The sequence below is a fragment of the Pseudomonas sp. p106 genome (genome assembly GCF_003936645.1).
GTDB classification, from domain to species: domain Bacteria; phylum Pseudomonadota; class Gammaproteobacteria; order Pseudomonadales; family Pseudomonadaceae; genus Aquipseudomonas; species Aquipseudomonas putida_E.
Genome location: NZ_RHQR01000001.1, coordinates 190,618 through 210,072 on the forward strand (window position 1 = coordinate 190,618; position 19,455 = coordinate 210,072).

Sequence of the window (19,455 nt, forward strand, 5' to 3'; positions counted from 1 at the left end):
TAGCCGTCATCGCGATACAGCGAATAGCCTTCGTCGCTGACCTGCCGCTGGCGCTCGAGCACTACAGCAAGCGCCGCGCGGTTGAGGATGATTCCACTTTTCTCGGGCACGATGATTCCTTGGCCGCCATATCGCGGCAGTGAATAGAGGGGAGAGGGGTAACAGCGGAAAGAGTACGGATGTACTACTGTCAGGATTCGGCGGCGATCAACGCGGTTTGGCCGCCACACGCATCGCACGCGCGGTCAGTTGGTTGCTCAGCCTGGCATGCTTGGCACGACCATGTTGGCGAGCTTGGTCCTGCGCTGGCGGATAGGGCAACAGCGATCCGGCGTAGCTCGTAGGCGGCATCCTTCAATCGTGCATCAGCAACGTCAACGGCATGGTCAACCCGTGCTCTGGTCATTTTCTTGTCTTCGTCCTGAAGGTCTTGCAGAGCGAATAACGGTGCGCTGATTAGGTTAGCCGCCATGCGGATAAGGTCGCCAGACTTGTCGCGCAGCAGCGCATCTCGCTCGGCCAGCTTGTCGCTCAGCTCCTCGATGGCGGCCAGGTTCTTGATGCCATGGCTCCGCGAGTAGAAACGATCGAGCTTGGCGCTAAGGTCGTCGCGCTCCTCCCGCATGTAGCCAAGCTCTACCCGCAGCCGATCAACCTCGGCGGCACCGGTCATCGGCCCCAGATCAACAATCGGTAGCCCAGTATTTGCCGCATCCCTCTCTGCCTCTTCTTTGGTCCACCAGATGGCAGTACCAACCATCCAGGCTATTGGCTCGGGGTGGGGCTGCGGGGCTGGAAGTAGGTCGGCCAGGGCGATATCGGGCGCTTTGCACTGGGCGGCATCTATGGCAGCCATCGCCAAGTCGCGGTCGCGCATGCCGTGCACGCCTTTCAGGCGAGTGATGCACGCTGTGGCGGCCTCGACCTGCTGTTCTGTCCAGATGCTGCGCTCTACCAGCATGTAGCCTTCGGGCACACTGACCATCTCGTTGTTGCTGGATCGGTTTTCTGTGGGCATGGGGATACCTCTGTCGTTCACAAGGCCAGTTCGGCCTGGCTCTCGCGCTGCCAAATAGGGGAACTGGTGTGGGATTCGATTCGATCGGCGATCACGCTGGCGCGCTGGCCGGCCGATGGTGGGGTGTACATTCCGAATCGGCTGATGCTGCCGCCATTCACCGCGGCGTTCGTGCTGTCAGCGGATGCCAGGGGCAGGCTTTGGAAGATAGCCGGGTCAAGCATTCGCAGGCCGTGCAGGCGGCAGATGGGGCGACCCAGGTCGTCGCAGATCGCATCCATCGCTGCGCCCATGCGCTTCCACCAAGCGGCGGTACCGGGTGATCGCCACTGCCCGGAACTTCCCAGGGCGACAGTTCGCCAGGCCTTTGCCAGGCGCTCCAGCCGCTCTATCGACTCATGCATGTGCCAGACCGGCACGCCCGGCAGGTGGCCAGGCCATTGCTCGAGCAAGCGGTCGTTGGCTTCTTCGTCTCCGTCGATCACATCTGGGATCAATGCCCAGTCGAAGCCAGGGTGCCGGTGCCAGTCATCCACCCAGCGGGTATAGCCTTCCACGTCGACCTGACCGCCTTTCTTCCACACGGTGAAAGCTCCGTTGTCGAAGACGAAGGTCTGGCAGGCCTCGGCGACGATGCCAATGTCGTCCTGGCGGGGGAATGGCACCAAGGCGTGCCTGCCGGCAAGCAACCGCGCCGCGTCTTGCCGTGATCCGCCGATGGGCGTGCCGTGATAGTGGATCATCCGCTCAGCCTCACCGTTTCAATCTCGACGCCCTGGTGCACCGCTTTGATCACCTGGTCGCCGCCGAAGCGCTCGGCTAGCTCGTCGGCGATCTGCTCCTGATAGCCTTCCTTGATGAGCGCGGTGGCCGTCTTGATGTGCTCGACGAGGATCATCTGCGGGCTACGGATCTCCAGGCTGTAGACGATCACCTCGGCGTCGTTCGGGCAGACCGCGGTGAATGTGTGGCGATAGATGTTCATGGGCGGTCCTCGCCGGTGTGGCGTGATCGTTGAATAGGGGAAGGCGCTGACTGATGGCACAGCGCCACGTTTTGCGGGAGGTGTGGATCTTTGCTATAACGCCCGGCCATTTCACAGGAAGGAACCTCATGAAACGCACCATCATTGGAGCAATTCTTGTAGCTATCACTGCGCTGTCGCTTAGCGGCTGCTGGGATTCCGAGACTGAAAAGCCGGCGGCCGGCGAAAAGCTCTGGAACATCCCCAAGCCAGACCGGAGCAAGGACGAGGGCTTCACGCCATGAAGCGCTCTATTGCACTCGCCATGCTGGCATTGGTCAGTTCCGTAATGCTCAGCGGATGCTTCGAGTCAGAAGCCGAGGAAAAAGCCAAGGCCCAGCAGGATTCTAGCGACAAGCTCTGGGACATCCCGCCTCCAAAGACCCCAGATCAAGGTTTCAAGCCATGATGCGCTCGCTTGCCTTTATGCTCACGGCGGCGGTCACTACAGGACTTGCCGGCTGCAAAGAAGACGCCGCCGACACTGCCGCCTACGAGCCGACTACTGAACACTGCCAGCCCGATTACCTGAAAACGCTTCCAGACAACAAGGCTCGCGAAGATCTGGTCGAGAAGTGCATGACTGGTGGTTCGTACAAGAAGTCAGAGCCGAAGACCTGGTAACGTCGGTTCTTCGTCATCCAGCGCCGCCTCATCAGGCGGCGTTTTCGTTTGCGGGCAGCGCCGGAGGGTCAGGCCGTAACGCGCTCGCCGATGACCTTTGTGCTGAAGGTGATCTCGTAGTTGAGGGTCAGCTCGAATTGGCCATCGCACACGTCGCAGGCCATCGTTTTGTCGCCGTAGTCCTCGGTTTCGATGTGAATGACTGAGGCGCAATGCGGACACTTGCAGTCGTCCTGATACTCGAAGTCTGAGTCGTCGTACTCCGCTTCAGCAAACTTGGCCAGGGCCCCTGCTTTGGCAGCAGCGTCCAGACGCTCCTGGCAAGGCTTGCAGTTGAACCCATCTCGTGTACCCCATGGGATGTCCGTCAACTGGGAGCGGTGAGTTCCGCAGCAGCTGCATACGTTGTGCGCGTCGCAGACGATGTAGCTCCACTTGCCCGCTTCACCGTTGCACTTATTGCAACCGGAGACCCAATACCAGGCGCCGTCGATGCGTTCGGCATACAAACCCTTCTCTGGCGGCTCAAGCTTCACCTCGGGCAGGCCGTTACGATGCGGACGATCATGATCCTTGCCATTCCAGATGTTCGTGTGGCCGGAGCGGGTGCGCTCGGTCCATTCGCCCGGGATCTCGGCGATGAGGATCTTGGTGTTCTTGTCCATGGCTTTCTCCATGCATGCGCCGCCCTCCGTTGCCGGATGCGGCATGGTGGCAATTTGGTTTGAGATGAGGTATTGGTTGAAATTTAAGTCGGGATTGTGAAGCATGGACAACGCAGCGCGGAGCCTTGATGTCGAAGTCCTCAAGCAGTTTCAGGGATTTTTGGAGGGTTGCTCTGGCCGGACAAAGTGGGCCGCAATTAACGCAATTTCCCACCTCCGCAAGTCCGTAGAGATCTCGAGCATTGACCCGGCTATGGCGGCGTTTCGCGCCGTGTGCGCGGAAGAAGAGGCTGCCACTGCATTAATCAACTCACTGAAAGATGTGGGCTATGAGGGCGCAGAAAAACTCCACTTCCGAAGACACGACGATAAGCATGCCGTAGTTCTGTTTGTAGGTACGGTCATGCAGTGGTTTCAAAACCGCAAAGCTCAGGCAGGCGAGCAGTTAGGCGAGCACCGCATTTTTTTTGATGATATTGATGGCCGCATCGGTTTACGTGTAGCTATCCAACTCGGCCGTTCGAATACCGCGGTTCATCCGACACCTCCTTTGCATCTCGTGGTCCAGGGGGAGCGGACGCTAGCGGAAGAATTTCAGGCTGAGATGAAGGAGCTTTTAGGGCTTGATAAAACCCACGAGATCAGACGGCTTATAGATCAACGAGCGAACTTCAGGAACACGCTCCTATACGCAACACCGGCAGGCATTCCGAAACCTGCTGGGGACGTTAAAGCGTTCATAGACAAGCAAATAGGGATCGTTAACCATCTGCTGATAGCCTTGGCATTGATTGACCCATGGCGACAGCCGAATTACCCCTTATCTGGAATAGTTTCCGTATCAATCGATGTTTTTGTGGATCTCATGAACCGAGTCAGCAAAGAAAAGACTTGATTTAGGGCCTGAGTATCTCATCCCCCGGGTCCTGCTGAATCATCAGCATGCTCTTCCGGTCGAAGGCCAGGGCCATGCGTGGCGATATACTGATCTGATGGCGGGGCGGTGTGATGAACTTCGCCCCGTGCCTCTCGCCCAGTGCGTGGACACCATGTATCAGCGCTTCCATCATTCGTCCAGGGTTGAGGTCTGCCCATCCGCAGATCGCGGCCAGGTGCTGGGAGGTGCGTGGGCGAGCGTTCAGACGTAGCACCTCACTGCGCGCCACAGATCGGTGAGCCTCGATTTCGTGGCGCGCGATCCTGAACAGTGCGTGATGCCCGAGCGCTTCGATGTGATGAATCATCAGCGTCATCGCCTCGCCTTGTTCCTCGATGCCGGCCCACTCCATCATTTCCAGCAGGGCCTGTTTAGTCCCTGGTCGAACCTTCAAGCGAAGGTCTTCTTCCTGCAGGCGCTCGGCTTTCTCGCGCCGTCGCTTGTCGCGCTCTTGCGGTGACATCGCCATACGGCACCTCCTTCAATCCGCTGGGCGGTAGGTTGAACTGCTCGCGCCGCCTGTGCAGTTGCAGCGATCGGCTGATTCTTCGGTTCATGCGATAACTCCATGTCGCAGTCGTGCCAGCCCCCGAGCCACCAGGCGCTGTCGACCGACATTTCGGGGTGAGGCTGATACGCCCGGCAGCGACCGGCAGCACGAGCGGTCCGGCCTTGGTAATAGGGGAGTGGGTGGATTTTTTCAGGCTTCACTCTTGGCATGCCGAACCCCCGTGCCTTTGCAGCGGAAAGTTGATCCCGAAGGCCACCAGAATCCGTTCCAGCTTGCGGTTTCCGATGCCTAGCTTTGCCGTGGCTCGACAGCGGGACATCCCACAGTCGCGCAGAGCAATGATCTGATCTGCGAGATCCCGGTCTGCCTTTTCTTGGGCTACGGGGTCTTTCACCGGCTTGGGCTGTCGTGGCGGACTGGCGAACTTGAAGCCTTCGCGTGCCGCCACACCCCATAGCGCGCTCTTGGTTTCTCCGAGAAGTTTCGCTACCTCGCCACAGGTCATGGTCTTGGCGAGTTCGGCAACCTTTTCGGCGCGGGCCCTGGCACGGCTTTTATGCTGGCTTACTGCCTTATGCTCAGCTGGCTTGGCCCGTTTTTGCTTGGGCTTTGGATGCTTGCGCTCCGGCAGTGGCCGGTAGGTAAAGCCCTCCAGCACGACAAGCTGGCCGCCAGACGCGAAGAAGGCAGCCTTCGCTGCCTCCAGGTCTATTGATGGGTTCATGCTGCCTTGCTCCTCAGCTTGGCCTCAAAGCCGTCCACCAGAAGCTTGAACTGCCAGAGGTCGGCCTCCAGTTGCTCGATGTAGTCGTCGTCGCGCTTGAATTCGGCCCACCATAGCTGTCGGCCAACTGCCTCCAGGGCAGGGCAGTACATGCCGACATGCCAGAACTTGCGGCCAGTGATCCACATGCAGCCTTGTACCTGGTCCATGATCCCGCTGGCGTCGTTGTCGATGTGGAAGGCCCGTAGCTTGTCAGGAGCAATGAAGCACTTGTACTCGCTGCCACCGTCCTCGCCGATCAGGCCGTCTGCGCTGGCACCGAACGCGCCATCATCGGTTGTCACGAAGCCGGCCCGCTGAACGATCAGGCCCGTCTGCATCTCGTGCTCCATCCGGGCCATAGGCTCAAGCTCGTGGCCGCGCTTCATCTGCCAAGTCTCGAAGCCATTGTCCAGGGCCTCACCGGCGATCCGCTCAACGGCGAGGTTGAAGGCGTAATTCAGCGCAGCTTCGGTAGGCTGGCCGACCGGCTTGCCTTGCAGGGCCAGCTGGATGGATTCGGCGCGTGGCGCGGTCTTGTAGCCGGCCACAGCACGGGCCTCGCCTTCGCTTGCGCCGGCCAGCATTGCGGTAACGTAGGCCTGCTGCTTCTCGTCCAGGCCTCCGGTGCGCGACCGGGCGACACCGAACATGCTTGCGGTGATGCAGCCGGCGCGCGCCCGGTGCCACTCGGCGCTGCCTTGTTCGCATTCGATCAGGATCATTGCGGTTCACCCTCCAGAGTTGCGGGTTCGAGCTCAAGCAGTTCTGCGCGGCGTTTCTCCACCTGCGTCTTGAACTGGCTGTACGCGGCCATGTCCTTGGCGGCCTTGATGTCGGCCAGACCGGCCTGCCAGATCTGCTGCAGCGCGTCGACCGACTGGCACGACACAGCCTGGTCTATCCAGCGCCGCGCAAGATCGGCATCGGCCTGAGGCTTGCCGTTGATTGGCGAAAGACCTTCGTTGCCCTCGGTGTTGAGGTAGTGGATGGCCTCTTCCAGGCGCTCGGTCTTCGGCCAGTACTTGTAGGCCCGCTTCACGCAGGTTTTCTTGGCCATCTCGCCCCAGTCTGTAACCCATGGGCAGGACTTCTGCTTTGAGATCCAGGCCTTCCAGGCGCTGGACCGGTCACGGATCGCATTGACCTCGTCCACGCTCATGGTCTCGGTCAGGTAGTCGCCGTCGGCGGTCTTGACCACCACATAGACGCCGATCATCTCGCCGCGATCCTTGGAGAACGGGTTGTAGGAGTGGGTTGGTGGCTTGTCGAAGCCGTTGAGAGCGAAGTTGTCGCTCGTGTAGACGAGTTCCGACTGGGCCCAGCGGATGGCGCCTGTGTTCATGGCCAGATCCATCAGGCCGATGTAGCTGATGTCGAGGCAGATCCTGCCGTCTCGTGGCACCAGGTAAGCCTGCTTCTTGGCCGGGTTCAGGCTAATGCCAATGGCAGCGATGTTGGTCACTGCATTGACCACCGACTGCCGGTTCTGCACGGCCAGCTTCATGGAGTAGTCGTTGGCGGTGATGGTTTGGATCGCGAATTCAGCCTCGCGCTCGAAATTCAGCGAGCGGTCGGTCAGCACCGAGGCGAAGGAGTCGCGGGTGCCGTAAATGTCCTGGGAGATTGTGGCAACGGCGTTGCTCATGATCGCCTCCGGTTGATAGTTGATGAATGCCAGGTCACCCAGGCACGGAGGTACGCTCCAGGCCCTGGCTGCGGTGGATGGTTGCGCGCTCTCGCCGCTTACGCTCCGGGTAGGTCCGGTTATCCCCTAAGGGCCCGCCGGGCTCGGGTGCGTGTGATTCAGGGTGTGACTTTGGCGATGGTGCGCTCGAAGCGCAATGCCAATTCGGCGTTGACCTCAGCCTTCTTGAGGCTGTCGTCGGTATTCTTTGCGCGGTGCAACGCTTCGTAGCGACGAAGGGTCGACGCTGCTTCAATCAGGTCGGCAAGCAGGTCAGGAGCAGTAGAGATAAGCGCAGCATCCGCTCTCCAGTCAGAAACAGCGGCCGAGCTGCCATGCACAGCTTCGCCGCCTACGATTGTGCAGATTTTCGTTTCTTGGTGAGGAAGACGGCCTCCAATAAACCAAGGGCCTGGCGTGTGCTTTTGTTCAGGCATACGAATCTCCCGCGCCATCCATGCGGTGGGCGCTGATTATGTGGTTACTGTGTGATGGTGCCGGCCAGAGCGCTCAGGAGGAGCCAGCCGGTGCAGAAGGTGAGGGCGATGAAGGAGCCGCGCCAGGTAGCGATTCGGCGGGCGCGTTGGAGGCTGGTCATAGCTCCACCAAACGACCGCGAGGATCAACTCCCCAGTCGCCTTCCATGAACGCGCTGGCGTCGCGAGGTGGTTGTCGCCAGCTGCCTTTGACGGGGCATTCCAACTCGCACACGAGGGTTTCGCGCGGTAGCTTGAGAACGTCTCCCAGGCCTTCGACCTGCTCGTCAATGAGCGTTTTCACGATTGGCGTAGTCATGCAGCCTCCTTGCGCCCATCAACGATCTTGTTGAGGCGCCCGCAGTAGTGGTTGAACTCTTCGATGGTGATGCGCTGGTCGGCCATCATTTCGGTTAGTTGCTTCTGGATCATCACGGACCAACTCACCGGGGTTGATGGGTCGGCCAGCGTTTCTAGTTCGTTGTCGAGCAGAACGTGGGGGCTCATAGGCGCGCCTCGTCTGCCTCGTACTGCAGGCCCTGCTCGGCGTATTCATCAAGCATTGACTCAGCGATCTCGTAGAGCTTGCCGTTGACGTGGTCGCTTGGGCCAAGGATGTCAGGGACCATGCTTTTCACTGTGCCACCGGCCTGCGCCTGAAGCAGGAGGAGGGCCAAGGCGTTGAGGTCGTCCTTCTCAGCCTCTTGTAGAGCACGAAGGTGCTCGGCGACCTTGGCCACGAACTGCTCTTGGTGGACGCCGACCGGGCCGCCGAATCGCTGCGGGATCAGCACGTCGCAGCCGCCGACCAGTTCCTCGGCCTTGCTCTCAATCCAGTTCTGCGCCGCTTCCTGATACGCCGAGTCGTCGTCAGGCTCAGCATGGTCATACCGCCATTGTGCTGCTCGAAGTGCGCCCATGGTCGCCTCCAGGTGGTGGGTTACTCGGTGGGTGGGGAAGGGAGGGGCATCCAATGCGTCGCGTACGGGTCGTACCAGAATCCCCAACCTTCGGTGTCGTCGTAGACGTATTCGGAAAGCGCGACTTCGCCGGACTCGCAGACGATCAAATAATCCGCCTTGATCTCCTCGGGCAGCCTGTCGCTGCACTTGATCCAACCGCTCATGGCTTACCCCGTGCTTTGTCTATCGTCCGCTCAAAGCGCGCAGCAAGATCACCATTCACCTTGGCCTTGGCATCGCTCTCGTTGGTTTCCTTTGCCCAATGGAGGATCTCGTAACGACGCAGGGTTTTCGCTGCCTCTTCAAGGTCGGCGAGAAGTTCAGGCGCGGCGGCTATCAGCTGTGCGTTGGCGGAAGCCTCTTTGCAGGAGTAGACGCCGCCTTTGCTGGCTCGACGGTGAATCTCCGCAATGGTGTCGTCATTGCCGCTTGTCTCGATCCAGCGCTTTCCGTGATCGTCCTGGACATGCCAAGGGCCGGGAGTGTGCTTGCTCATCGTGTGAACCTCGGTAGCCAACCGCATGAGGCAGGCGCCAGCGCAGGTGACCAAACCTACTGCGCGCCGTGAGAGCGCAGGGCTGGAGCCTGTCTGATGCGGTCGAAGTGAAGGGAGGGGATGCAGAGGCCGGGCGCTACCCCGGCAGCTGGCTTGGCGTGGACCCATCCAGCGGCGCAATTCGTTTACCCCCAGAGCGAGGGAAGGGACGTCCACAGGTGCTTCGGTAACCGCGCCCGGAGCTGGGCGCTTCTCTGCATCGGTGATGTGACTTGGCGGGGATTCGAACCCCAAAGACTTACGCCAGCTTCGGCAGCGCTACCTGACTGGCCGCACCAGCTTGGTGTGGCGCCCCTGATCCGCCGAGGCAAACTACAAGCCACATCACCGATGCAGCCTGCGATGGGGAGCAGGGCATCGGGCCGTCTTTCCGGCTGTCACGCTGCCTGTGCTTTAACGTCGAACTTGCGCAGCGATTCCCGACGGCCAGTTTTCGTCATGCTGGCGTGGCGTTGGTTGCCTCTTCCGGCTCTTCGGTGGTGCACGACTTGCCGCAGAGCGGACAGTAGTTCGCGACCACCGAAACCGTTTTGTTCACGCGCTTCATGCCGCCGGTTTTCTTCGGCGTCATGTAGTGGCCTGTGACTTCGACGCAGAATCGGCGCATGGCCTTTCCGGTCTCGACGTTAAGCGAAAGGTTGTGGCCCTCTGCGCGCATATAGAAAGGCCCGGATCCTGGCGTCTCCTCAGCAAGCTGGTCCGTAACCAGCTTCACGGCATCGCTGATGCAGGTGCAGCTCATCGTCTTGCCCTCCAGGGCGGTTACTCGTTGTTGAGCCACTTCAAGACCGTTTCCTCGCCGATAGCACTGAGGAAATCGTTCGGGTCTACGTTGCTGCTGGCCAGCCATTCGGAAATCTCTGCCTCGTCCATGGTCTCCAGCAGCTTGCCGGCACCGATGCGGTTCACGATCTCGTGAGGTTCCAGGTCGTGCAGGCGGTCGTCGATATCCAGCTCGGAGGCAATCTCCCGAGGCTTGGCGTCAACTGTGACGCGCACCTGACTGTTACGCCCCACGCTTTCAACGCTGACGCTATCCGCGTCGAATGTGATGCTCATGCTTTGCCCTCCAGGGCGGTTGATTTCCCAGCAGCCACTCGTGGGAATGGCTGCGAGTGAAATCGTCATGCTGCGAACAGTTCTTGCTGCTCAGGCACCGGCATCAGGTAGGCCACCAGTTGCTCAGTCGGCCATTCCGTGACGTCCGTCCAGTCGGGATGCATGATCTTGAACACCGTTGGGTGCAGCCACTGGCCCTGCTTCTTGTCCGGGCTGATGCAGAACTTGAAGCCCTGGTCTTTCAAGTGCATGTCGTGTTCCTCCAGTGGATTCCCCCTGATGCGCCCCGCTTGAGGCGCACCGGGGAATCGGCTGTCATGCGGATTACGCCGCAACCAACTCGTTGAGCGAGCGGCGAACGCTGTCCATGTTTTCGCGCATCTCGATCGCGGTTTTCTTGTCGCCCTTACGCAGAGCTTCGATTGCCCAACGCTTGTATTCCGAGATGAAGAATTTGAAGTCTTCGATCATCGCGGCCTTTTCGGTAATGAACTGGCCTTTCTCGTTGCGGTAAACCATCTCGTTTTCCTCCAGTTGATTTCCAATGCCGGCTCAGTGAACCGGCATCAGTAAATCGTTCTGTCCCATTACCGCCGGGGTGGCGGGGCGCATTGCTTGCCGGGTCTTTCGTGCCTACTGGGCGTAACGGTTCGAGCGTTTCGCTCTCGATCAGCCGTACAGGGTTCTCCCTGTCGTGGGCAGCCTTTCGGGGCTGTCTGATCGCCGGTCGCCGGTAGAGGCAATGCGGTCTATTCACCAGTTCCAGAGCTGGCATGGGGATCGAATTTATTGCTCGCGCTGTGCCGTTGCCGGGATCGATCCGCGAGGTTCCCATCAATGTGAAAGAGCGGTGAGGCTTGAGGGCCTCTCGAGGGGCTGTGTAGCGCCTCGTTGTTGAGCCAAGTAAACGCGATGTTTATAAACACGTCAACACCTTTTGTTTATTTTTGTTTATCGAGTAAACGCCCAGGTCAAATCGCAGGCACAAAAAAGCCCGCACTAGGCGGGCTGTACTGGGATTCTTGGCTGCTACCAGAGGACAGATGACCAGAAGACTTTCCCCTTGATGATGATGTTCTGGTCGATCATCTCCTGCGCGGTGTACTCCTCATCCGGATGCTCGTCGCGGTTAAAGCTACGCATGCGGATGCCGCCACCAGGTAGGCGGTAGAGGGTTTTTACCCTGAGCTGGCCGTCGTGGTCGATGGCGTACATCTTGCCATCTACAACCGCGGTGCTGCCCTGATCAACGCCGACGGTGCTCTTGTCGGGAAGAACCGGCTCCATGCTATTGCCGCTGACCGTCACGCAAACAGCATCCCCAGGTTGAACGCCCTGGCGGCGCAAGGTTAGCTTGCCAAAGCGCAGCCTCTGCTTGTGAGACTGCTCTACTACTGTGCGGCCGCTTCCGGCAGATAGCTCAACTTCCTTGAGAAACGGCACCTCAACCTCGTCATCATCCAGTGGCGTGTCGTCGTCCCAGGCATCGATTGGACCTAGAAGCCTTGCATTTGAGGCAGGCACATACGGATCTGGCGGGCCCCCACTGATTGGGATGGTTCCATCCTCTAGCCATTCCACCGAAACCTGCAACTCTCTGGCCGCCAGGAAGGCCGCGCGCGCTGGCAAGCCACGCTTGAACCAGTTGTTCAAGACCTGGGGCGTCACGTTCAGCTGGTCAGCCAGCATCTTTGGGGTCAAGCCCCGCTCATTCATCAGTTGTCGCAGGCGATCGCCTGAAGTCTCGGTATTCATAAACAGGAAGTTTACCGGGCTTGCGTTGTTTATTAAATAAACGTATTGTTGAGATATGTTTATTCGCCTAGGGCGGACTGTTTATGGAAATCACACCTCTGGAGCGTGCAATTTACGCCGCCGGCTCGGGCAAAGCCCTGGCTGAGCTTCTGGGCGTTACGCCGATGGCCGTTTCCTACTGGAAGACCAGAGGCGTGCCAGCTCGCCAAGCACTCCCTATCGAGAAGGTCACCGGTGTTTCGCGGCATGAGCTGCGCCCGGATCTGTACCCGTCTGAAGCCGCTTAATCACTTTCAACCGCAAGGAGCAGTACCCGCATGTACGCAGACCAATCCCACAAGCGTGATACGCCTCGGAAGGTCCGTTTCAACAAAACCCTGGACCGCATCCTGGCCCGGGCAGCAGAGCGCGCAGAGATGCAGCACGCGACCTACCTCTACGAAATGATCGAGTGGGCCGTGGAAAACGGTGCGATTGAAGCGCTGAGCAAGGACGACAAGCAGTCTAGCGCGGCCTAGGGGCCCTATGGAGGTCACGTGCCCGAAATCGACTACGAGCACCTGAGTGATGGTGCGAAGAGAAAGATCAGTGCCTTTGCCCTGAGCAAGGGCTTGAGCATCGACCAGGCGCTTGAGGCAGTAGCCATCGAGTTCCTGGCCATGGGCGGACCGAGTCGTCTCGGAAGGCCAAAAGCACAGGTAGTCCAATTGGTCCAGAAAGAGGGCCTCAAAAGTGACACCTAAAAACGCAGGCGCAAAAAAACCGGGTGGCCGCCCGGTTTCTTGTACTGCATTCGTAACGCTTGTGTGAGGTCATCATATATGCACCAGACCATCCAAAGCAATACCGTGGCCCTCGCGCCACAAAATGCGAACCACGATTTCGTGGCGCGCACAGTAAACCTGTTCAATTTCGAGGGGTTCGACGTTCGTGTCGTGCTTGTTGATGGTGAGCCTTGGTTCTCTGCCCGTGATGTGGCCGAAGGTCTCGGCTACTCCAATCCACAAAAAGCCGTGCGCGACCACTGCAAAAGCCCGCGTCCGGTGGGGGTGAACGATTCGTTCACCCTTGGCCCGTCGGCAAACATCATCCCCGAGCGCGACGTATACCGGCTGGTAATGCGCTCGAAGATGCCTCAAGCCGAACGCTTTGAGGAATGGGTGGTGAGCGAAGTGCTGCCCAGCATTCGCAAAACGGGTGGCTATACCGCCCCCGCCCAGCCCGCCGACCTCAGCAAGCTGGAAATCCTCCAGATGGCGCTGGAATCGGAGAAAGCCCGCGTCCTGCTCACCGTGCAGGTCGAGGCCCAGGCCAAGAAGATCGACCACCTGGAAAACCTGTTCAAGGAAGGCATGAGCCACGTCCAGTTCTGCAAGGGCCTCAATGGGGTCAACGTGATGCAGGTCGGGCACTTCCTTGAGCGCCGCAACTGGCTCTACAACGAGAGCAAGTCCGGCACCCGGTACCGCGTGGCCGCCTATGCCCGCGACAAGTACATGACCGAGCACCAGCAGGAGATCACCCCGCACGGGAAAGAGGCGTTCATCAGCTACACGCCGATCCTGCTGCGTAAGGGGGCCGTGCGCCTGTACGAGCTGTACCTGGCTGGTGAGCTGCCCATGAAGAAGAACTGGGATGGCCTGCACACCCACGACAAGGCCGTGCGGGGTGCAGCATGAGCATCGACAAGGCACAACTCAAGGCGATGGCCGAGGCTGCGAGCAAAGTTCCAGACTGGTACAGCCCTCAGTCATTCGGACTATCCCGTGTTACTGGCGATGCAGAGCGCGATTTTATTGGCGCTGCAGGGCCGACCACGATCCTGTCCCTGCTGGCCGAGATCGAGCGGCTCAAGGCTGGCGTGGATTCGGACTGGGCAGAGATCGAGCGCATTCAGTTGCTCTATAGCGAGCAGTTCCGAAAGGCCCGCGCGCTCCGCATTGAGCGAGATCAGCTCAAAACCGATAACGAGGCGTGGAGGCTTACTGTTGAGGCTGAGCGTCGCATCAAGCGCGGCATCTCTGACGAGAACGAGGCTCTGCGCATGCAGGTCAAGGAGCTCGACCTGCTGTTTGGGCGCTATCTGCTTGGCATGCGTGCCGCCGTTGTGGAGTGGCAAAAAGGGAAGGGCGCCGATGCCGCGATGCAGTGGATCTGGAACGGCTTGCGCGGCCCTGGCGAACTGCCTCCGGAAGAAGAAACGCAGGCCCAAGCCTACTTCGACCGCGAGGTGGTGAAGATCGAGGAAGGCCTGGAAGAGGTTTACGCCTACCGCGACAAGCGCCGCAGCGAAAAAGCCCAAGGGGGTATTTGATATGCAGTTCACCCTCACCATCAACCAGGTGAAGGCCTTGGAATGGGGGCTCAACTCCCAGCAGGCGCTGCTGTTCTCGTTCGTCTATGGCTGCCCGAGTTGGGCAAAGCCTATGCAGACGCCGGACGGGATCTACTTCGCCCTGAGCAAGGCCAAGATCACCGACGAGCTCCCGCTGCTCACCGGCAAGCCTGATACCGCCTATCGCATGCTGAAAGCCTTGGAAGAGGTCGGACTTATCGAGCTTTCCAGCACGTCCAGCATCACGCTGTTCCGTCTGACGGAGAAGGCCACTGAGTGGAACCAGAAACTGGATGGGTCGGAAAAATATCCGACCCCGCCTACTGGTACCAAAGGTCGGAAAAAAATCCGATCTACCTCGGAAAAAAATCCGAGCATGGTCGGAAAAAAATCCGAGCCAAGGTCGGAAAAAAATCCGACAAATCAGGATACCAATAATCAGGATACCAATCAGGGTACCAGTCAGTGTTCGCAGGAAGGTTCGGACGAGCCGAACCAGCCTGCCGGAAAAGTGGTTGCACTGATCCCTGTTGGGGGCGAAGAGCCGCGCTGCGAAATCCCGGCGGACATGCCAGGCCCGAAGGATCAGTCCTGCAAAACCTTCAAGGCCTGGGCCAACTACGCCATGGCCTACCGCAAGCGCTATCACACCTGGCCGGTATGGAATGCGAAGGCAGGCGGGCAGATGGGCCAGCTGATTGACCGCCTCGGGATTGAGGTTGCTCACCATGTCGCCGCGTTCTACCTGCGGATCAACGACGCCAAGCTGATCAACGGCTGCCACAACCTGGGCGACCTGCTGGCCAAAGCCGAGGCCTACCACACCCAGTGGGTGACCAATCGCCAGATGAACGCCACGACTGCCCGCCAGCAAGAGCAGACCCAGGCGAATATGAACGCGGCGCAAGAGGCGGCTGACGCAATCCGTAACAGCCAAGGGGGTAAGCGCAATGCTTTCCTCTGACCAACAAGCCGAACTGGCCGTGGCCATCTGCGCCACCGCCGAGGCGATGGGGCAAGCGATCAGCGCTGGAGGCGCTCAGCTCATCGCTGAGGACCTTTCGGCGTATGAGCCTGGCGTCATCATCGGCGCACTGCGTGCGTGCCGTAGAGAGCCTGCTGGGCGCCTTTCGCTCGGCATGGTCCTCAAGCACATCCATGCGGCTGACAGCCGGCCGGGGAAGGATGAGGCATGGTCCATCGCGCTGGCGGCCAGTGACGAGCACGAGACCGTTGTGCTCACCACTGAAATCCGCCAGGCCATGATCGCATCCGCTCCGATCCTTGAGGCTGGCGACAAGATCGGCGCCCGGATGGCGTTCATGAGCGCCTACGAGCGCCTGGTCAGCTTCGCCCGCGCCGAGGATCAGCCGGCCAAGTGGGAGGTCTCGCTGGGCTACGACCAGGGCCGCCGCGTGACCGCGATCGAGTCGGCCGTCCGCGCCCAGCTCATCACCCATGAGACCGGGGCCAAGTACCTGGCCGACCTGCGCATCGCGCCAATCACCGAAGACGGCCAGGCCATTGCCGGCCTGCTCACTGGTGAGGTGCGCGCCAAGGTCAGCCCCAAGGTCCGCGAAAAGCTGGCGGAGGTGCGCTGCATCCTGACCGCCTCGAAAGCCAAGAAAGACCGCGAGCGTGCCAAGGAATCCCAGCGCCGCCGGGTCGACACCTACCTACGCAAGCGGCAGACACGCGTCGCCATTGCTCAGTTGAACATCAAGCGCGCCGGGCAGCCGGCCGGGGAGGGGGTGTGAGCCTAGTTCGAGAAAACCTGATGACCCGCGAAGGCTACTCGCCGTACTGCGGTGGAGAGCTATGTCCGCACCTGATGCCGCGCACCACCTGGGATGGCGAGCAGTTCAAGTGCCGGTGCGGCTGGCGTTCGCAGTTCCCGGCCGACTTCATCGCCGAATACAAGGCCAAATGGCACGCGCAGGAGAAGCACTGATGGACACCAACAAGATGCGCGAGCAGTTTGAGGCAGCTTTTGTCGAGGAGATGGTTGCTCGGTGTGGCGAAGGATTCAGGTCGTCGGTGAAATTCTTCTTCGTCGAGAAAGAACCTGACGGCACCTACTCGAACCCTATCGCCCACGCTGGTTGGTGGGCCTGGCAGGCCTCCCGCGAGGCCGTGGTGGTGGAACTGCCCAAGGTAGTTGGCTTCGAGGGAGCGTATGACTCGCACCGCCATCATGAATTCGTCCCGAGCATGATCGACGTTGAGGATGCAGACGAGATATTCGGCCTGTGCCGCAGGGTTGAAGCCAAGGAAGCGATCGAGGCCCTGGGCCTGAAGGTGGCGCCATGAGAAATATCAAGACCCGCGAAGGCTTCGAGTTCTGGGATCGGCTCAACGCTATCCCGCGCTTCAGCTTCCTGCTTGCGCCCTCTGGCACTCGAATCCAGAAGTTCGAGGACATCAGCGGCAACTGGATCGACGTGCACGAGGCGCAGAAGGTGATGGACGCCGCGCAGGATGAGATCAACGAGCTGCGCGAGCGCTTGGAGCGGCTTCAGCCGAAGGCGGTGGTGTCATGACCGACTTCGTGATGCACAGCATGGCCGACGCCAATCGTCTCTTCGGCATCCTGCAGGCCCAGGACTTCACCCGACCGAAGAAGATCGTGATCAAGGACCAGGACCGCAGCAGCGAGCAGAACAAGAAGCTCCACGCCTGCCTGTCCGATATCGCCAAGCAGGTCGAGCACGCCGGCAAGAAGTGGGACGTCCTGATCTGGAAGCGCCTCCTGACGGCCGCCTGGCTGCGTGAGAGCGGCGAGCAGCCTCAACTGATACCAGCGGTAGACGGTAACGGCTTTGACGTCATTTACGAACGCACAAGCAAGCTCAGCGTGAAGCAGTGCGCCGACCTAATTTCATGGGTTGAGGCTTTCGGGGCAGAACACAGCGTTCGCTGGACGCAAAAGGACTACTGGGACGGGCGCTATGACTGAGGAAATTTGGAAGGACATTGTCGGCCTGGAGGGCTGGTACCAGGTTAGCGATCTAGGCCGGGTTAGATCTGTTGACCGGGATTTCGTAGATAGACGTGGCCACAGAAGGTTCTTCCCTGGGGCAATGATCGTCATTACGGATGATGGTGCGGGCTATCAAAAATTCCTGTCTCACAAGGCTGGCGTGAAGAAGAACCTGACCGTTCACACCTGCGTTCTTGAGGCATTTACCGGGCCGGCCCCGGCCGGGCTTGAGTGCTGCCATGGCAACGGAAATCGCAAAGACAACAGGCACTCGAACCTTCGCTGGGGCACCAAGGCCGAAAACGCGAAAGACAGGGAGCTACACGGAACAGCAATCAAGGGCGCTGATAGCCCGAATTCGAAGCTTACCGAGCAAGACGTCACCTCGATTTTGCGCTCACCAGATTCACATGCAGAGGTTGCTTCCCGGCACGGCGTAACAGCCGAGCTTGTAGGCCTCATTCGCAACGGGAAGGCGTGGAAGCACATTGAGCGTCAACCTGGCATGTACGCGAAGCGCAAAAAGGCGTGGCTGGTTAATGGGAAGGCTTACGACACTCTCCCTGAGGCAGCGGCGGCCGAGGGCATTGCTCAGCACGTTCTCCGCTACAAGTGCCAGGGCCGTACAAGCAATGGAAAATTTTATCCACCAGCCCCCGGCTTTGGCTTTGTTGAATCAAGCGCTTCGCAGGCGGTGCCGGAATGACCCGCGTAGCCCTCAAGGAAATGAAGCAGAAGACCTGCAAGGCCTGCGGCGACAAGTTCCGGCCATCGCTCTCGACGCAGAAGGCGTGCAGCGTGGCCTGCGCCCTGGCCCTGGCACCGCAGGGGCGGGAAACGGCTCGCAAGGCCATCGCCCAGCGCGAGCGCCGCGAGATCCAGGTGCGCAAGGAGAAGCTCAAGAGTCGGGCCGATTACATCAAAGAGGCGCAGGTCGAGTTCAACGCCTTCATCCGCGAGCGCGACAAGAACGAGCCCTGCATCTGCTGCGGCAGCTATGGGCCGGACGAAGACTGGCTCACCGGTGGCAAGTGGGACGCTGGTCATTTCCTCGGTCGCGGCGCCTATCCGGAGCTCCGCTTCGACGAAGACAACTGCCACAAGCAGCTCAAGTCCTGCAATGGCGGCTCGGGCAAGTACGCCGCCAAGGGCCGCACTGTTGCCCAGGGATACCGCGAGCGACTGATCCAGAAGATCGGCCAAGAGCGTGTCGATCGACTTGAAGGGCCTCATGAGGCCCAGCGCTACACCATCGATGACCTCAAGGCCATCAAGGCTCACTACCGGGCAAAGACCAAACAGCTCAAGGAGGCTGCATGACACTCGCAATCGGATTTATTGGCCTGCAGCTCGCCGGGTCGGCTTTGGTCTTGGCGATGGGGTTCGCCCTGGCCCGCAAGCGTGAGGCGCAAGAGGCGCTGGTGGAGAAGTGCAAGCGAGTAGGGGGTGTGGCGTGACCTATCGAAACGTAGTGGCAGCAGTAGTGCGGGCCCTGGCCGCTGAGACGATCAATAGCGCGGGTGGGTGCGACTTCGAACCGAAGGTGCAGTGCGCCAAGCAGAAGGGGGAGATCGTGGGCAAGGAGGCTGCTTTCCTCGTCGACTGCATGGTGCATGCCCGGCTGCGCGCCCAGCTCTCGCCCGAGCAATGGCTTGTCCTGGTCGCCCAGTATTCGACGCACACAGAGCGCAAGCATGCCGCGATCATCTCCATCGCCAAGGCTATCCGGTCGCCTGCTCCCGAGCGGTTCAGGCATGCAGCCGTCGTGACCTGGGCCATGCCCAAGCTGCCAGGCCAGGAAGGAAAGCGGTCAACCAACATCCTGCCGGCCGGCTGGTACTGCATGGACAACTGGCTGGATGAGCCGGTCGCTGAGCGCACGCAGTACCGCTGGAAATCGGCCATCTGCAAGGACCTGCGCCGCCGGGTGGATGAGGCCTTGAGCGAGGCGCAGGCCATCTTGGATGGGGAGGGGCTCATTGCTCAAATTGCCGCTTGACGACTAGTGGCAGAGTGGCATACATTTATCCCTATCTTGTCCTTCTTGCGTGTTAAGAATGACGAATTAGAGCCCGGCCACTGAGTCGGGCTTTTTTGTGCCCA

Annotated in this window: 38 protein-coding genes; 19 read left to right on the forward strand and 19 right to left on the reverse strand. The window is 59.9% G+C overall.

Annotated features, from left to right (window positions below; genetic code table 11):
- Window positions 1-190: 190 nt before the first annotated feature.
- From EGJ09_RS26680 to EGJ09_RS00945, 3 genes are read right to left on the reverse strand one after another with little or no spacing between them, the layout of a single operon-like run.
- Window positions 191-1,018, reverse strand: a complete 828-nt coding sequence (locus tag EGJ09_RS26680) for a hypothetical protein (protein WP_256658351.1) — start codon at window positions 1,016-1,018, stop codon at window positions 191-193.
- A 17-nt stretch (window positions 1,019-1,035) separates the two neighbouring features.
- Window positions 1,036-1,761, reverse strand: coding sequence for a hypothetical protein (locus tag EGJ09_RS00940; protein WP_125922944.1), 726 nt, complete (start codon window positions 1,759-1,761; stop codon window positions 1,036-1,038).
- Window positions 1,758-2,003 (reverse strand): hypothetical protein, encoded by a 246-nt coding sequence (locus EGJ09_RS00945; protein WP_125922945.1) that lies wholly within the window; start codon window positions 2,001-2,003, stop codon window positions 1,758-1,760. The genes EGJ09_RS00940 and EGJ09_RS00945 overlap by 4 nt, the downstream gene beginning before the upstream one ends.
- Before the next feature lie 128 nt (window positions 2,004-2,131).
- On the opposite strand from EGJ09_RS00945, the gene EGJ09_RS26405 reads away from it, so the two are divergent.
- Genes EGJ09_RS26405 through trbK form a run of 3 tightly spaced genes read left to right on the forward strand, consistent with a single transcriptional unit; the run spans window position 2,132 to window position 2,666 of the window.
- The gene (locus EGJ09_RS26405; protein ID WP_158621121.1) at window positions 2,132-2,287 is read left to right on the forward strand and encodes a hypothetical protein; all 156 of its coding nucleotides are present in this window, start codon (window positions 2,132-2,134) and stop codon (window positions 2,285-2,287) included.
- Window positions 2,284-2,451, forward strand: a complete 168-nt coding sequence (locus tag EGJ09_RS26410; protein ID WP_158621122.1) for a hypothetical protein — start codon at window positions 2,284-2,286, stop codon at window positions 2,449-2,451. Before EGJ09_RS26405 ends, EGJ09_RS26410 begins: the two co-directional genes overlap by 4 nt.
- Window positions 2,448-2,666, forward strand: a complete 219-nt coding sequence (trbK, locus tag EGJ09_RS00950) for an entry exclusion lipoprotein TrbK (RefSeq protein WP_125922946.1) — start codon at window positions 2,448-2,450, stop codon at window positions 2,664-2,666. The genes EGJ09_RS26410 and trbK overlap by 4 nt, the downstream gene beginning before the upstream one ends.
- A 68-nt stretch (window positions 2,667-2,734) precedes the next feature.
- Here the strand turns inward: trbK and EGJ09_RS00955 are convergent, their stop codons facing one another.
- Window positions 2,735-3,331, reverse strand: a complete 597-nt coding sequence (locus EGJ09_RS00955; RefSeq protein WP_125922947.1) for a hypothetical protein — start codon at window positions 3,329-3,331, stop codon at window positions 2,735-2,737.
- Window positions 3,332-3,434: 103 nt separating this feature from the next.
- On the opposite strand from EGJ09_RS00955, the gene EGJ09_RS00960 reads away from it, so the two are divergent.
- Window positions 3,435-4,226 (forward strand): hypothetical protein, encoded by a 792-nt coding sequence (locus EGJ09_RS00960; protein ID WP_125922948.1) that lies wholly within the window; start codon window positions 3,435-3,437, stop codon window positions 4,224-4,226.
- Between the two features lies 1 nt (window position 4,227).
- Here EGJ09_RS00960 and EGJ09_RS00965 read toward each other — a convergent pair whose 3' ends face one another.
- The 15 genes from EGJ09_RS00965 to EGJ09_RS01040 all read right to left on the reverse strand — a co-directional run bounded on the left by EGJ09_RS00965 (window position 4,228) and on the right by EGJ09_RS01040 (window position 12,037).
- Complete coding sequence (locus EGJ09_RS00965; RefSeq protein WP_125922949.1) at window positions 4,228-4,737, reverse strand: hypothetical protein; 510 nt, start codon at window positions 4,735-4,737, stop codon at window positions 4,228-4,230.
- A gap of 238 nt (window positions 4,738-4,975) precedes the next feature.
- Window positions 4,976-5,503, reverse strand: coding sequence for a hypothetical protein (locus tag EGJ09_RS00975; protein WP_125922951.1), 528 nt, complete (start codon window positions 5,501-5,503; stop codon window positions 4,976-4,978).
- Complete coding sequence (locus EGJ09_RS00980; protein ID WP_125922952.1) at window positions 5,500-6,267, reverse strand: lambda exonuclease family protein; 768 nt, start codon at window positions 6,265-6,267, stop codon at window positions 5,500-5,502. Before EGJ09_RS00980 ends, EGJ09_RS00975 begins: the two co-directional genes overlap by 4 nt.
- A complete protein-coding gene (locus tag EGJ09_RS00985; RefSeq protein WP_125922953.1) occupies window positions 6,264-7,190 on the reverse strand; it encodes a recombinase RecT in 927 nt (308 codons plus the stop codon). The genes EGJ09_RS00980 and EGJ09_RS00985 overlap by 4 nt, the downstream gene beginning before the upstream one ends.
- A gap of 158 nt (window positions 7,191-7,348) precedes the next feature.
- On the reverse strand, window positions 7,349-7,666 hold the full coding sequence (locus EGJ09_RS00990; protein WP_125922954.1) for a hypothetical protein: 318 nt from the start codon (window positions 7,664-7,666) through the stop codon (window positions 7,349-7,351).
- A gap of 157 nt (window positions 7,667-7,823) precedes the next feature.
- Window positions 7,824-8,024, reverse strand: a complete 201-nt coding sequence (locus EGJ09_RS00995; protein WP_125922955.1) for a hypothetical protein — start codon at window positions 8,022-8,024, stop codon at window positions 7,824-7,826.
- Window positions 8,021-8,212: a hypothetical protein gene (locus tag EGJ09_RS01000; RefSeq protein ID WP_125922956.1), complete on the reverse strand. Its 192-nt coding sequence runs from the start codon at window positions 8,210-8,212 to the stop codon at window positions 8,021-8,023. The genes EGJ09_RS00995 and EGJ09_RS01000 overlap by 4 nt, the downstream gene beginning before the upstream one ends.
- Window positions 8,209-8,625 (reverse strand): hypothetical protein, encoded by a 417-nt coding sequence (locus EGJ09_RS01005; RefSeq protein ID WP_125922957.1) that lies wholly within the window; start codon window positions 8,623-8,625, stop codon window positions 8,209-8,211. Before EGJ09_RS01005 ends, EGJ09_RS01000 begins: the two co-directional genes overlap by 4 nt.
- Before the next feature lie 20 nt (window positions 8,626-8,645).
- The gene (locus tag EGJ09_RS01010; RefSeq protein ID WP_125922958.1) at window positions 8,646-8,831 is read right to left on the reverse strand and encodes a DUF551 domain-containing protein; all 186 of its coding nucleotides are present in this window, start codon (window positions 8,829-8,831) and stop codon (window positions 8,646-8,648) included.
- A complete protein-coding gene (locus tag EGJ09_RS01015; RefSeq protein ID WP_125922959.1) occupies window positions 8,828-9,163 on the reverse strand; it encodes a hypothetical protein in 336 nt (111 codons plus the stop codon). Before EGJ09_RS01015 ends, EGJ09_RS01010 begins: the two co-directional genes overlap by 4 nt.
- Window positions 9,164-9,659: 496 nt before the next feature.
- On the reverse strand, window positions 9,660-9,965 hold the full coding sequence (locus EGJ09_RS01020) for a hypothetical protein (protein WP_125922960.1): 306 nt from the start codon (window positions 9,963-9,965) through the stop codon (window positions 9,660-9,662).
- Window positions 9,966-9,985: 20 nt separating this feature from the next.
- Window positions 9,986-10,282, reverse strand: coding sequence for a hypothetical protein (locus tag EGJ09_RS01025; protein ID WP_125922961.1), 297 nt, complete (start codon window positions 10,280-10,282; stop codon window positions 9,986-9,988).
- A 65-nt stretch (window positions 10,283-10,347) separates the two neighbouring features.
- Window positions 10,348-10,533, reverse strand: coding sequence for a hypothetical protein (locus tag EGJ09_RS01030; protein WP_125922962.1), 186 nt, complete (start codon window positions 10,531-10,533; stop codon window positions 10,348-10,350).
- 73 nt (window positions 10,534-10,606) lie between these two features.
- A complete protein-coding gene (locus tag EGJ09_RS01035) occupies window positions 10,607-10,801 on the reverse strand; it encodes a hypothetical protein (RefSeq protein ID WP_064491408.1) in 195 nt (64 codons plus the stop codon).
- 510 nt (window positions 10,802-11,311) lie between these two features.
- Window positions 11,312-12,037, reverse strand: coding sequence for a helix-turn-helix transcriptional regulator (locus EGJ09_RS01040; RefSeq protein WP_256658352.1), 726 nt, complete (start codon window positions 12,035-12,037; stop codon window positions 11,312-11,314).
- 83 nt (window positions 12,038-12,120) lie between these two features.
- Between EGJ09_RS01040 and EGJ09_RS01045 the strand changes: the two genes are divergently transcribed.
- The 15 genes from EGJ09_RS01045 (at window position 12,121) to EGJ09_RS01110 (ending at window position 19,351) form a co-directional block, all read left to right on the forward strand.
- Window positions 12,121-12,324 carry a YdaS family helix-turn-helix protein gene (locus EGJ09_RS01045; protein WP_125922963.1) on the forward strand — a complete coding sequence of 68 codons (204 nt, stop codon included), beginning with the start codon at window positions 12,121-12,123 and terminating at the stop codon, window positions 12,322-12,324.
- A gap of 30 nt (window positions 12,325-12,354) precedes the next feature.
- Entirely contained in the window at window positions 12,355-12,555 is a 201-nt protein-coding gene (locus EGJ09_RS01050) for a hypothetical protein (RefSeq protein ID WP_060476701.1), read from the forward strand.
- Between the two features lie 18 nt (window positions 12,556-12,573).
- On the forward strand, window positions 12,574-12,780 hold the full coding sequence (locus EGJ09_RS01055; RefSeq protein ID WP_125922964.1) for a hypothetical protein: 207 nt from the start codon (window positions 12,574-12,576) through the stop codon (window positions 12,778-12,780).
- 78 nt (window positions 12,781-12,858) lie between these two features.
- Entirely contained in the window at window positions 12,859-13,716 is an 858-nt protein-coding gene (locus EGJ09_RS01060) for a BRO family protein (RefSeq protein WP_012273060.1), read from the forward strand.
- Window positions 13,713-14,351: a hypothetical protein gene (locus EGJ09_RS26685; protein WP_256658353.1), complete on the forward strand. Its 639-nt coding sequence runs from the start codon at window positions 13,713-13,715 to the stop codon at window positions 14,349-14,351. The genes EGJ09_RS01060 and EGJ09_RS26685 overlap by 4 nt, the downstream gene beginning before the upstream one ends.
- Before the next feature lies 1 nt (window position 14,352).
- The gene (locus EGJ09_RS01070) at window positions 14,353-15,336 is read left to right on the forward strand and encodes a phage replication protein (RefSeq protein ID WP_125922965.1); all 984 of its coding nucleotides are present in this window, start codon (window positions 14,353-14,355) and stop codon (window positions 15,334-15,336) included.
- Complete coding sequence (locus tag EGJ09_RS01075) at window positions 15,323-16,129, forward strand: hypothetical protein (RefSeq protein ID WP_125922966.1); 807 nt, start codon at window positions 15,323-15,325, stop codon at window positions 16,127-16,129. The genes EGJ09_RS01070 and EGJ09_RS01075 overlap by 14 nt, the downstream gene beginning before the upstream one ends.
- Window positions 16,126-16,323, forward strand: a complete 198-nt coding sequence (locus EGJ09_RS01080; protein WP_125922967.1) for a hypothetical protein — start codon at window positions 16,126-16,128, stop codon at window positions 16,321-16,323. Before EGJ09_RS01075 ends, EGJ09_RS01080 begins: the two co-directional genes overlap by 4 nt.
- On the forward strand, window positions 16,323-16,682 hold the full coding sequence (locus EGJ09_RS01085) for a hypothetical protein (protein ID WP_125922968.1): 360 nt from the start codon (window positions 16,323-16,325) through the stop codon (window positions 16,680-16,682). The genes EGJ09_RS01080 and EGJ09_RS01085 overlap by 1 nt, the downstream gene beginning before the upstream one ends.
- Window positions 16,679-16,912, forward strand: coding sequence for a hypothetical protein (locus tag EGJ09_RS01090; protein ID WP_125922969.1), 234 nt, complete (start codon window positions 16,679-16,681; stop codon window positions 16,910-16,912). Before EGJ09_RS01085 ends, EGJ09_RS01090 begins: the two co-directional genes overlap by 4 nt.
- 11 nt (window positions 16,913-16,923) lie before the next feature.
- Complete coding sequence (locus EGJ09_RS01095; protein ID WP_305955513.1) at window positions 16,924-17,328, forward strand: recombination protein NinB; 405 nt, start codon at window positions 16,924-16,926, stop codon at window positions 17,326-17,328.
- Complete coding sequence (locus tag EGJ09_RS01100) at window positions 17,321-18,058, forward strand: NUMOD4 motif-containing HNH endonuclease (protein ID WP_125923155.1); 738 nt, start codon at window positions 17,321-17,323, stop codon at window positions 18,056-18,058. The genes EGJ09_RS01095 and EGJ09_RS01100 overlap by 8 nt, the downstream gene beginning before the upstream one ends.
- Window positions 18,055-18,672 (forward strand): recombination protein NinG, encoded by a 618-nt coding sequence (locus EGJ09_RS01105; RefSeq protein WP_125922971.1) that lies wholly within the window; start codon window positions 18,055-18,057, stop codon window positions 18,670-18,672. Before EGJ09_RS01100 ends, EGJ09_RS01105 begins: the two co-directional genes overlap by 4 nt.
- Entirely contained in the window at window positions 18,669-18,809 is a 141-nt protein-coding gene (locus tag EGJ09_RS26415) for a hypothetical protein (protein WP_158621123.1), read from the forward strand. The genes EGJ09_RS01105 and EGJ09_RS26415 overlap by 4 nt, the downstream gene beginning before the upstream one ends.
- Window positions 18,806-19,351 carry a hypothetical protein gene (locus tag EGJ09_RS01110; RefSeq protein ID WP_125922972.1) on the forward strand — a complete coding sequence of 182 codons (546 nt, stop codon included), beginning with the start codon at window positions 18,806-18,808 and terminating at the stop codon, window positions 19,349-19,351. The genes EGJ09_RS26415 and EGJ09_RS01110 overlap by 4 nt, the downstream gene beginning before the upstream one ends.
- The last annotated feature ends 104 nt before the right edge of the window (window positions 19,352-19,455 follow it).

What these genes read in the sequence shown, in the direction of transcription:
- EGJ09_RS26680 (WP_256658351.1), bottom strand. Translation starts at nt 1,018, where the DNA reads ATGCCCACAGAAAACCGATCCAGCAACAACGAGATGGTCAGTGTGCCC.
- EGJ09_RS00940 (WP_125922944.1), bottom strand. Translation starts at nt 1,761, where the DNA reads ATGATCCACTATCACGGCACGCCCATCGGCGGATCACGGCAAGACGCG.
- EGJ09_RS00945 (WP_125922945.1), bottom strand. Translation starts at nt 2,003, where the DNA reads ATGAACATCTATCGCCACACATTCACCGCGGTCTGCCCGAACGACGCC.
- EGJ09_RS26405 (WP_158621121.1), top strand. Translation starts at nt 2,132, where the DNA reads ATGAAACGCACCATCATTGGAGCAATTCTTGTAGCTATCACTGCGCTG.
- EGJ09_RS26410 (WP_158621122.1), top strand. Translation starts at nt 2,284, where the DNA reads ATGAAGCGCTCTATTGCACTCGCCATGCTGGCATTGGTCAGTTCCGTA.
- trbK (WP_125922946.1), top strand. Translation starts at nt 2,448, where the DNA reads ATGATGCGCTCGCTTGCCTTTATGCTCACGGCGGCGGTCACTACAGGA.
- EGJ09_RS00955 (WP_125922947.1), bottom strand. Translation starts at nt 3,331, where the DNA reads ATGGACAAGAACACCAAGATCCTCATCGCCGAGATCCCGGGCGAATGG.
- EGJ09_RS00960 (WP_125922948.1), top strand. Translation starts at nt 3,435, where the DNA reads ATGGACAACGCAGCGCGGAGCCTTGATGTCGAAGTCCTCAAGCAGTTT.
- EGJ09_RS00965 (WP_125922949.1), bottom strand. Translation starts at nt 4,737, where the DNA reads ATGGCGATGTCACCGCAAGAGCGCGACAAGCGACGGCGCGAGAAAGCC.
- EGJ09_RS00975 (WP_125922951.1), bottom strand. Translation starts at nt 5,503, where the DNA reads ATGAACCCATCAATAGACCTGGAGGCAGCGAAGGCTGCCTTCTTCGCG.
- EGJ09_RS00980 (WP_125922952.1), bottom strand. Translation starts at nt 6,267, where the DNA reads ATGATCCTGATCGAATGCGAACAAGGCAGCGCCGAGTGGCACCGGGCG.
- EGJ09_RS00985 (WP_125922953.1), bottom strand. Translation starts at nt 7,190, where the DNA reads ATGAGCAACGCCGTTGCCACAATCTCCCAGGACATTTACGGCACCCGC.
- EGJ09_RS00990 (WP_125922954.1), bottom strand. Translation starts at nt 7,666, where the DNA reads ATGCCTGAACAAAAGCACACGCCAGGCCCTTGGTTTATTGGAGGCCGT.
- EGJ09_RS00995 (WP_125922955.1), bottom strand. Translation starts at nt 8,024, where the DNA reads ATGACTACGCCAATCGTGAAAACGCTCATTGACGAGCAGGTCGAAGGC.
- EGJ09_RS01000 (WP_125922956.1), bottom strand. Translation starts at nt 8,212, where the DNA reads ATGAGCCCCCACGTTCTGCTCGACAACGAACTAGAAACGCTGGCCGAC.
- EGJ09_RS01005 (WP_125922957.1), bottom strand. Translation starts at nt 8,625, where the DNA reads ATGGGCGCACTTCGAGCAGCACAATGGCGGTATGACCATGCTGAGCCT.
- EGJ09_RS01010 (WP_125922958.1), bottom strand. Translation starts at nt 8,831, where the DNA reads ATGAGCGGTTGGATCAAGTGCAGCGACAGGCTGCCCGAGGAGATCAAG.
- EGJ09_RS01015 (WP_125922959.1), bottom strand. Translation starts at nt 9,163, where the DNA reads ATGAGCAAGCACACTCCCGGCCCTTGGCATGTCCAGGACGATCACGGA.
- EGJ09_RS01020 (WP_125922960.1), bottom strand. Translation starts at nt 9,965, where the DNA reads ATGAGCTGCACCTGCATCAGCGATGCCGTGAAGCTGGTTACGGACCAG.
- EGJ09_RS01025 (WP_125922961.1), bottom strand. Translation starts at nt 10,282, where the DNA reads ATGAGCATCACATTCGACGCGGATAGCGTCAGCGTTGAAAGCGTGGGG.
- EGJ09_RS01030 (WP_125922962.1), bottom strand. Translation starts at nt 10,533, where the DNA reads ATGCACTTGAAAGACCAGGGCTTCAAGTTCTGCATCAGCCCGGACAAG.
- EGJ09_RS01035 (WP_064491408.1), bottom strand. Translation starts at nt 10,801, where the DNA reads ATGGTTTACCGCAACGAGAAAGGCCAGTTCATTACCGAAAAGGCCGCG.
- EGJ09_RS01040 (WP_256658352.1), bottom strand. Translation starts at nt 12,037, where the DNA reads ATGAATACCGAGACTTCAGGCGATCGCCTGCGACAACTGATGAATGAG.
- EGJ09_RS01045 (WP_125922963.1), top strand. Translation starts at nt 12,121, where the DNA reads ATGGAAATCACACCTCTGGAGCGTGCAATTTACGCCGCCGGCTCGGGC.
- EGJ09_RS01050 (WP_060476701.1), top strand. Translation starts at nt 12,355, where the DNA reads ATGTACGCAGACCAATCCCACAAGCGTGATACGCCTCGGAAGGTCCGT.
- EGJ09_RS01060 (WP_012273060.1), top strand. Translation starts at nt 12,859, where the DNA reads ATGCACCAGACCATCCAAAGCAATACCGTGGCCCTCGCGCCACAAAAT.
- EGJ09_RS26685 (WP_256658353.1), top strand. Translation starts at nt 13,713, where the DNA reads ATGAGCATCGACAAGGCACAACTCAAGGCGATGGCCGAGGCTGCGAGC.
- EGJ09_RS01070 (WP_125922965.1), top strand. Translation starts at nt 14,353, where the DNA reads ATGCAGTTCACCCTCACCATCAACCAGGTGAAGGCCTTGGAATGGGGG.
- EGJ09_RS01075 (WP_125922966.1), top strand. Translation starts at nt 15,323, where the DNA reads ATGCTTTCCTCTGACCAACAAGCCGAACTGGCCGTGGCCATCTGCGCC.
- EGJ09_RS01085 (WP_125922968.1), top strand. Translation starts at nt 16,323, where the DNA reads ATGGACACCAACAAGATGCGCGAGCAGTTTGAGGCAGCTTTTGTCGAG.
- EGJ09_RS01090 (WP_125922969.1), top strand. Translation starts at nt 16,679, where the DNA reads ATGAGAAATATCAAGACCCGCGAAGGCTTCGAGTTCTGGGATCGGCTC.
- EGJ09_RS01095 (WP_305955513.1), top strand. Translation starts at nt 16,924, where the DNA reads ATGCACAGCATGGCCGACGCCAATCGTCTCTTCGGCATCCTGCAGGCC.
- EGJ09_RS01100 (WP_125923155.1), top strand. Translation starts at nt 17,321, where the DNA reads ATGACTGAGGAAATTTGGAAGGACATTGTCGGCCTGGAGGGCTGGTAC.
- EGJ09_RS01105 (WP_125922971.1), top strand. Translation starts at nt 18,055, where the DNA reads ATGACCCGCGTAGCCCTCAAGGAAATGAAGCAGAAGACCTGCAAGGCC.
- EGJ09_RS26415 (WP_158621123.1), top strand. Translation starts at nt 18,669, where the DNA reads ATGACACTCGCAATCGGATTTATTGGCCTGCAGCTCGCCGGGTCGGCT.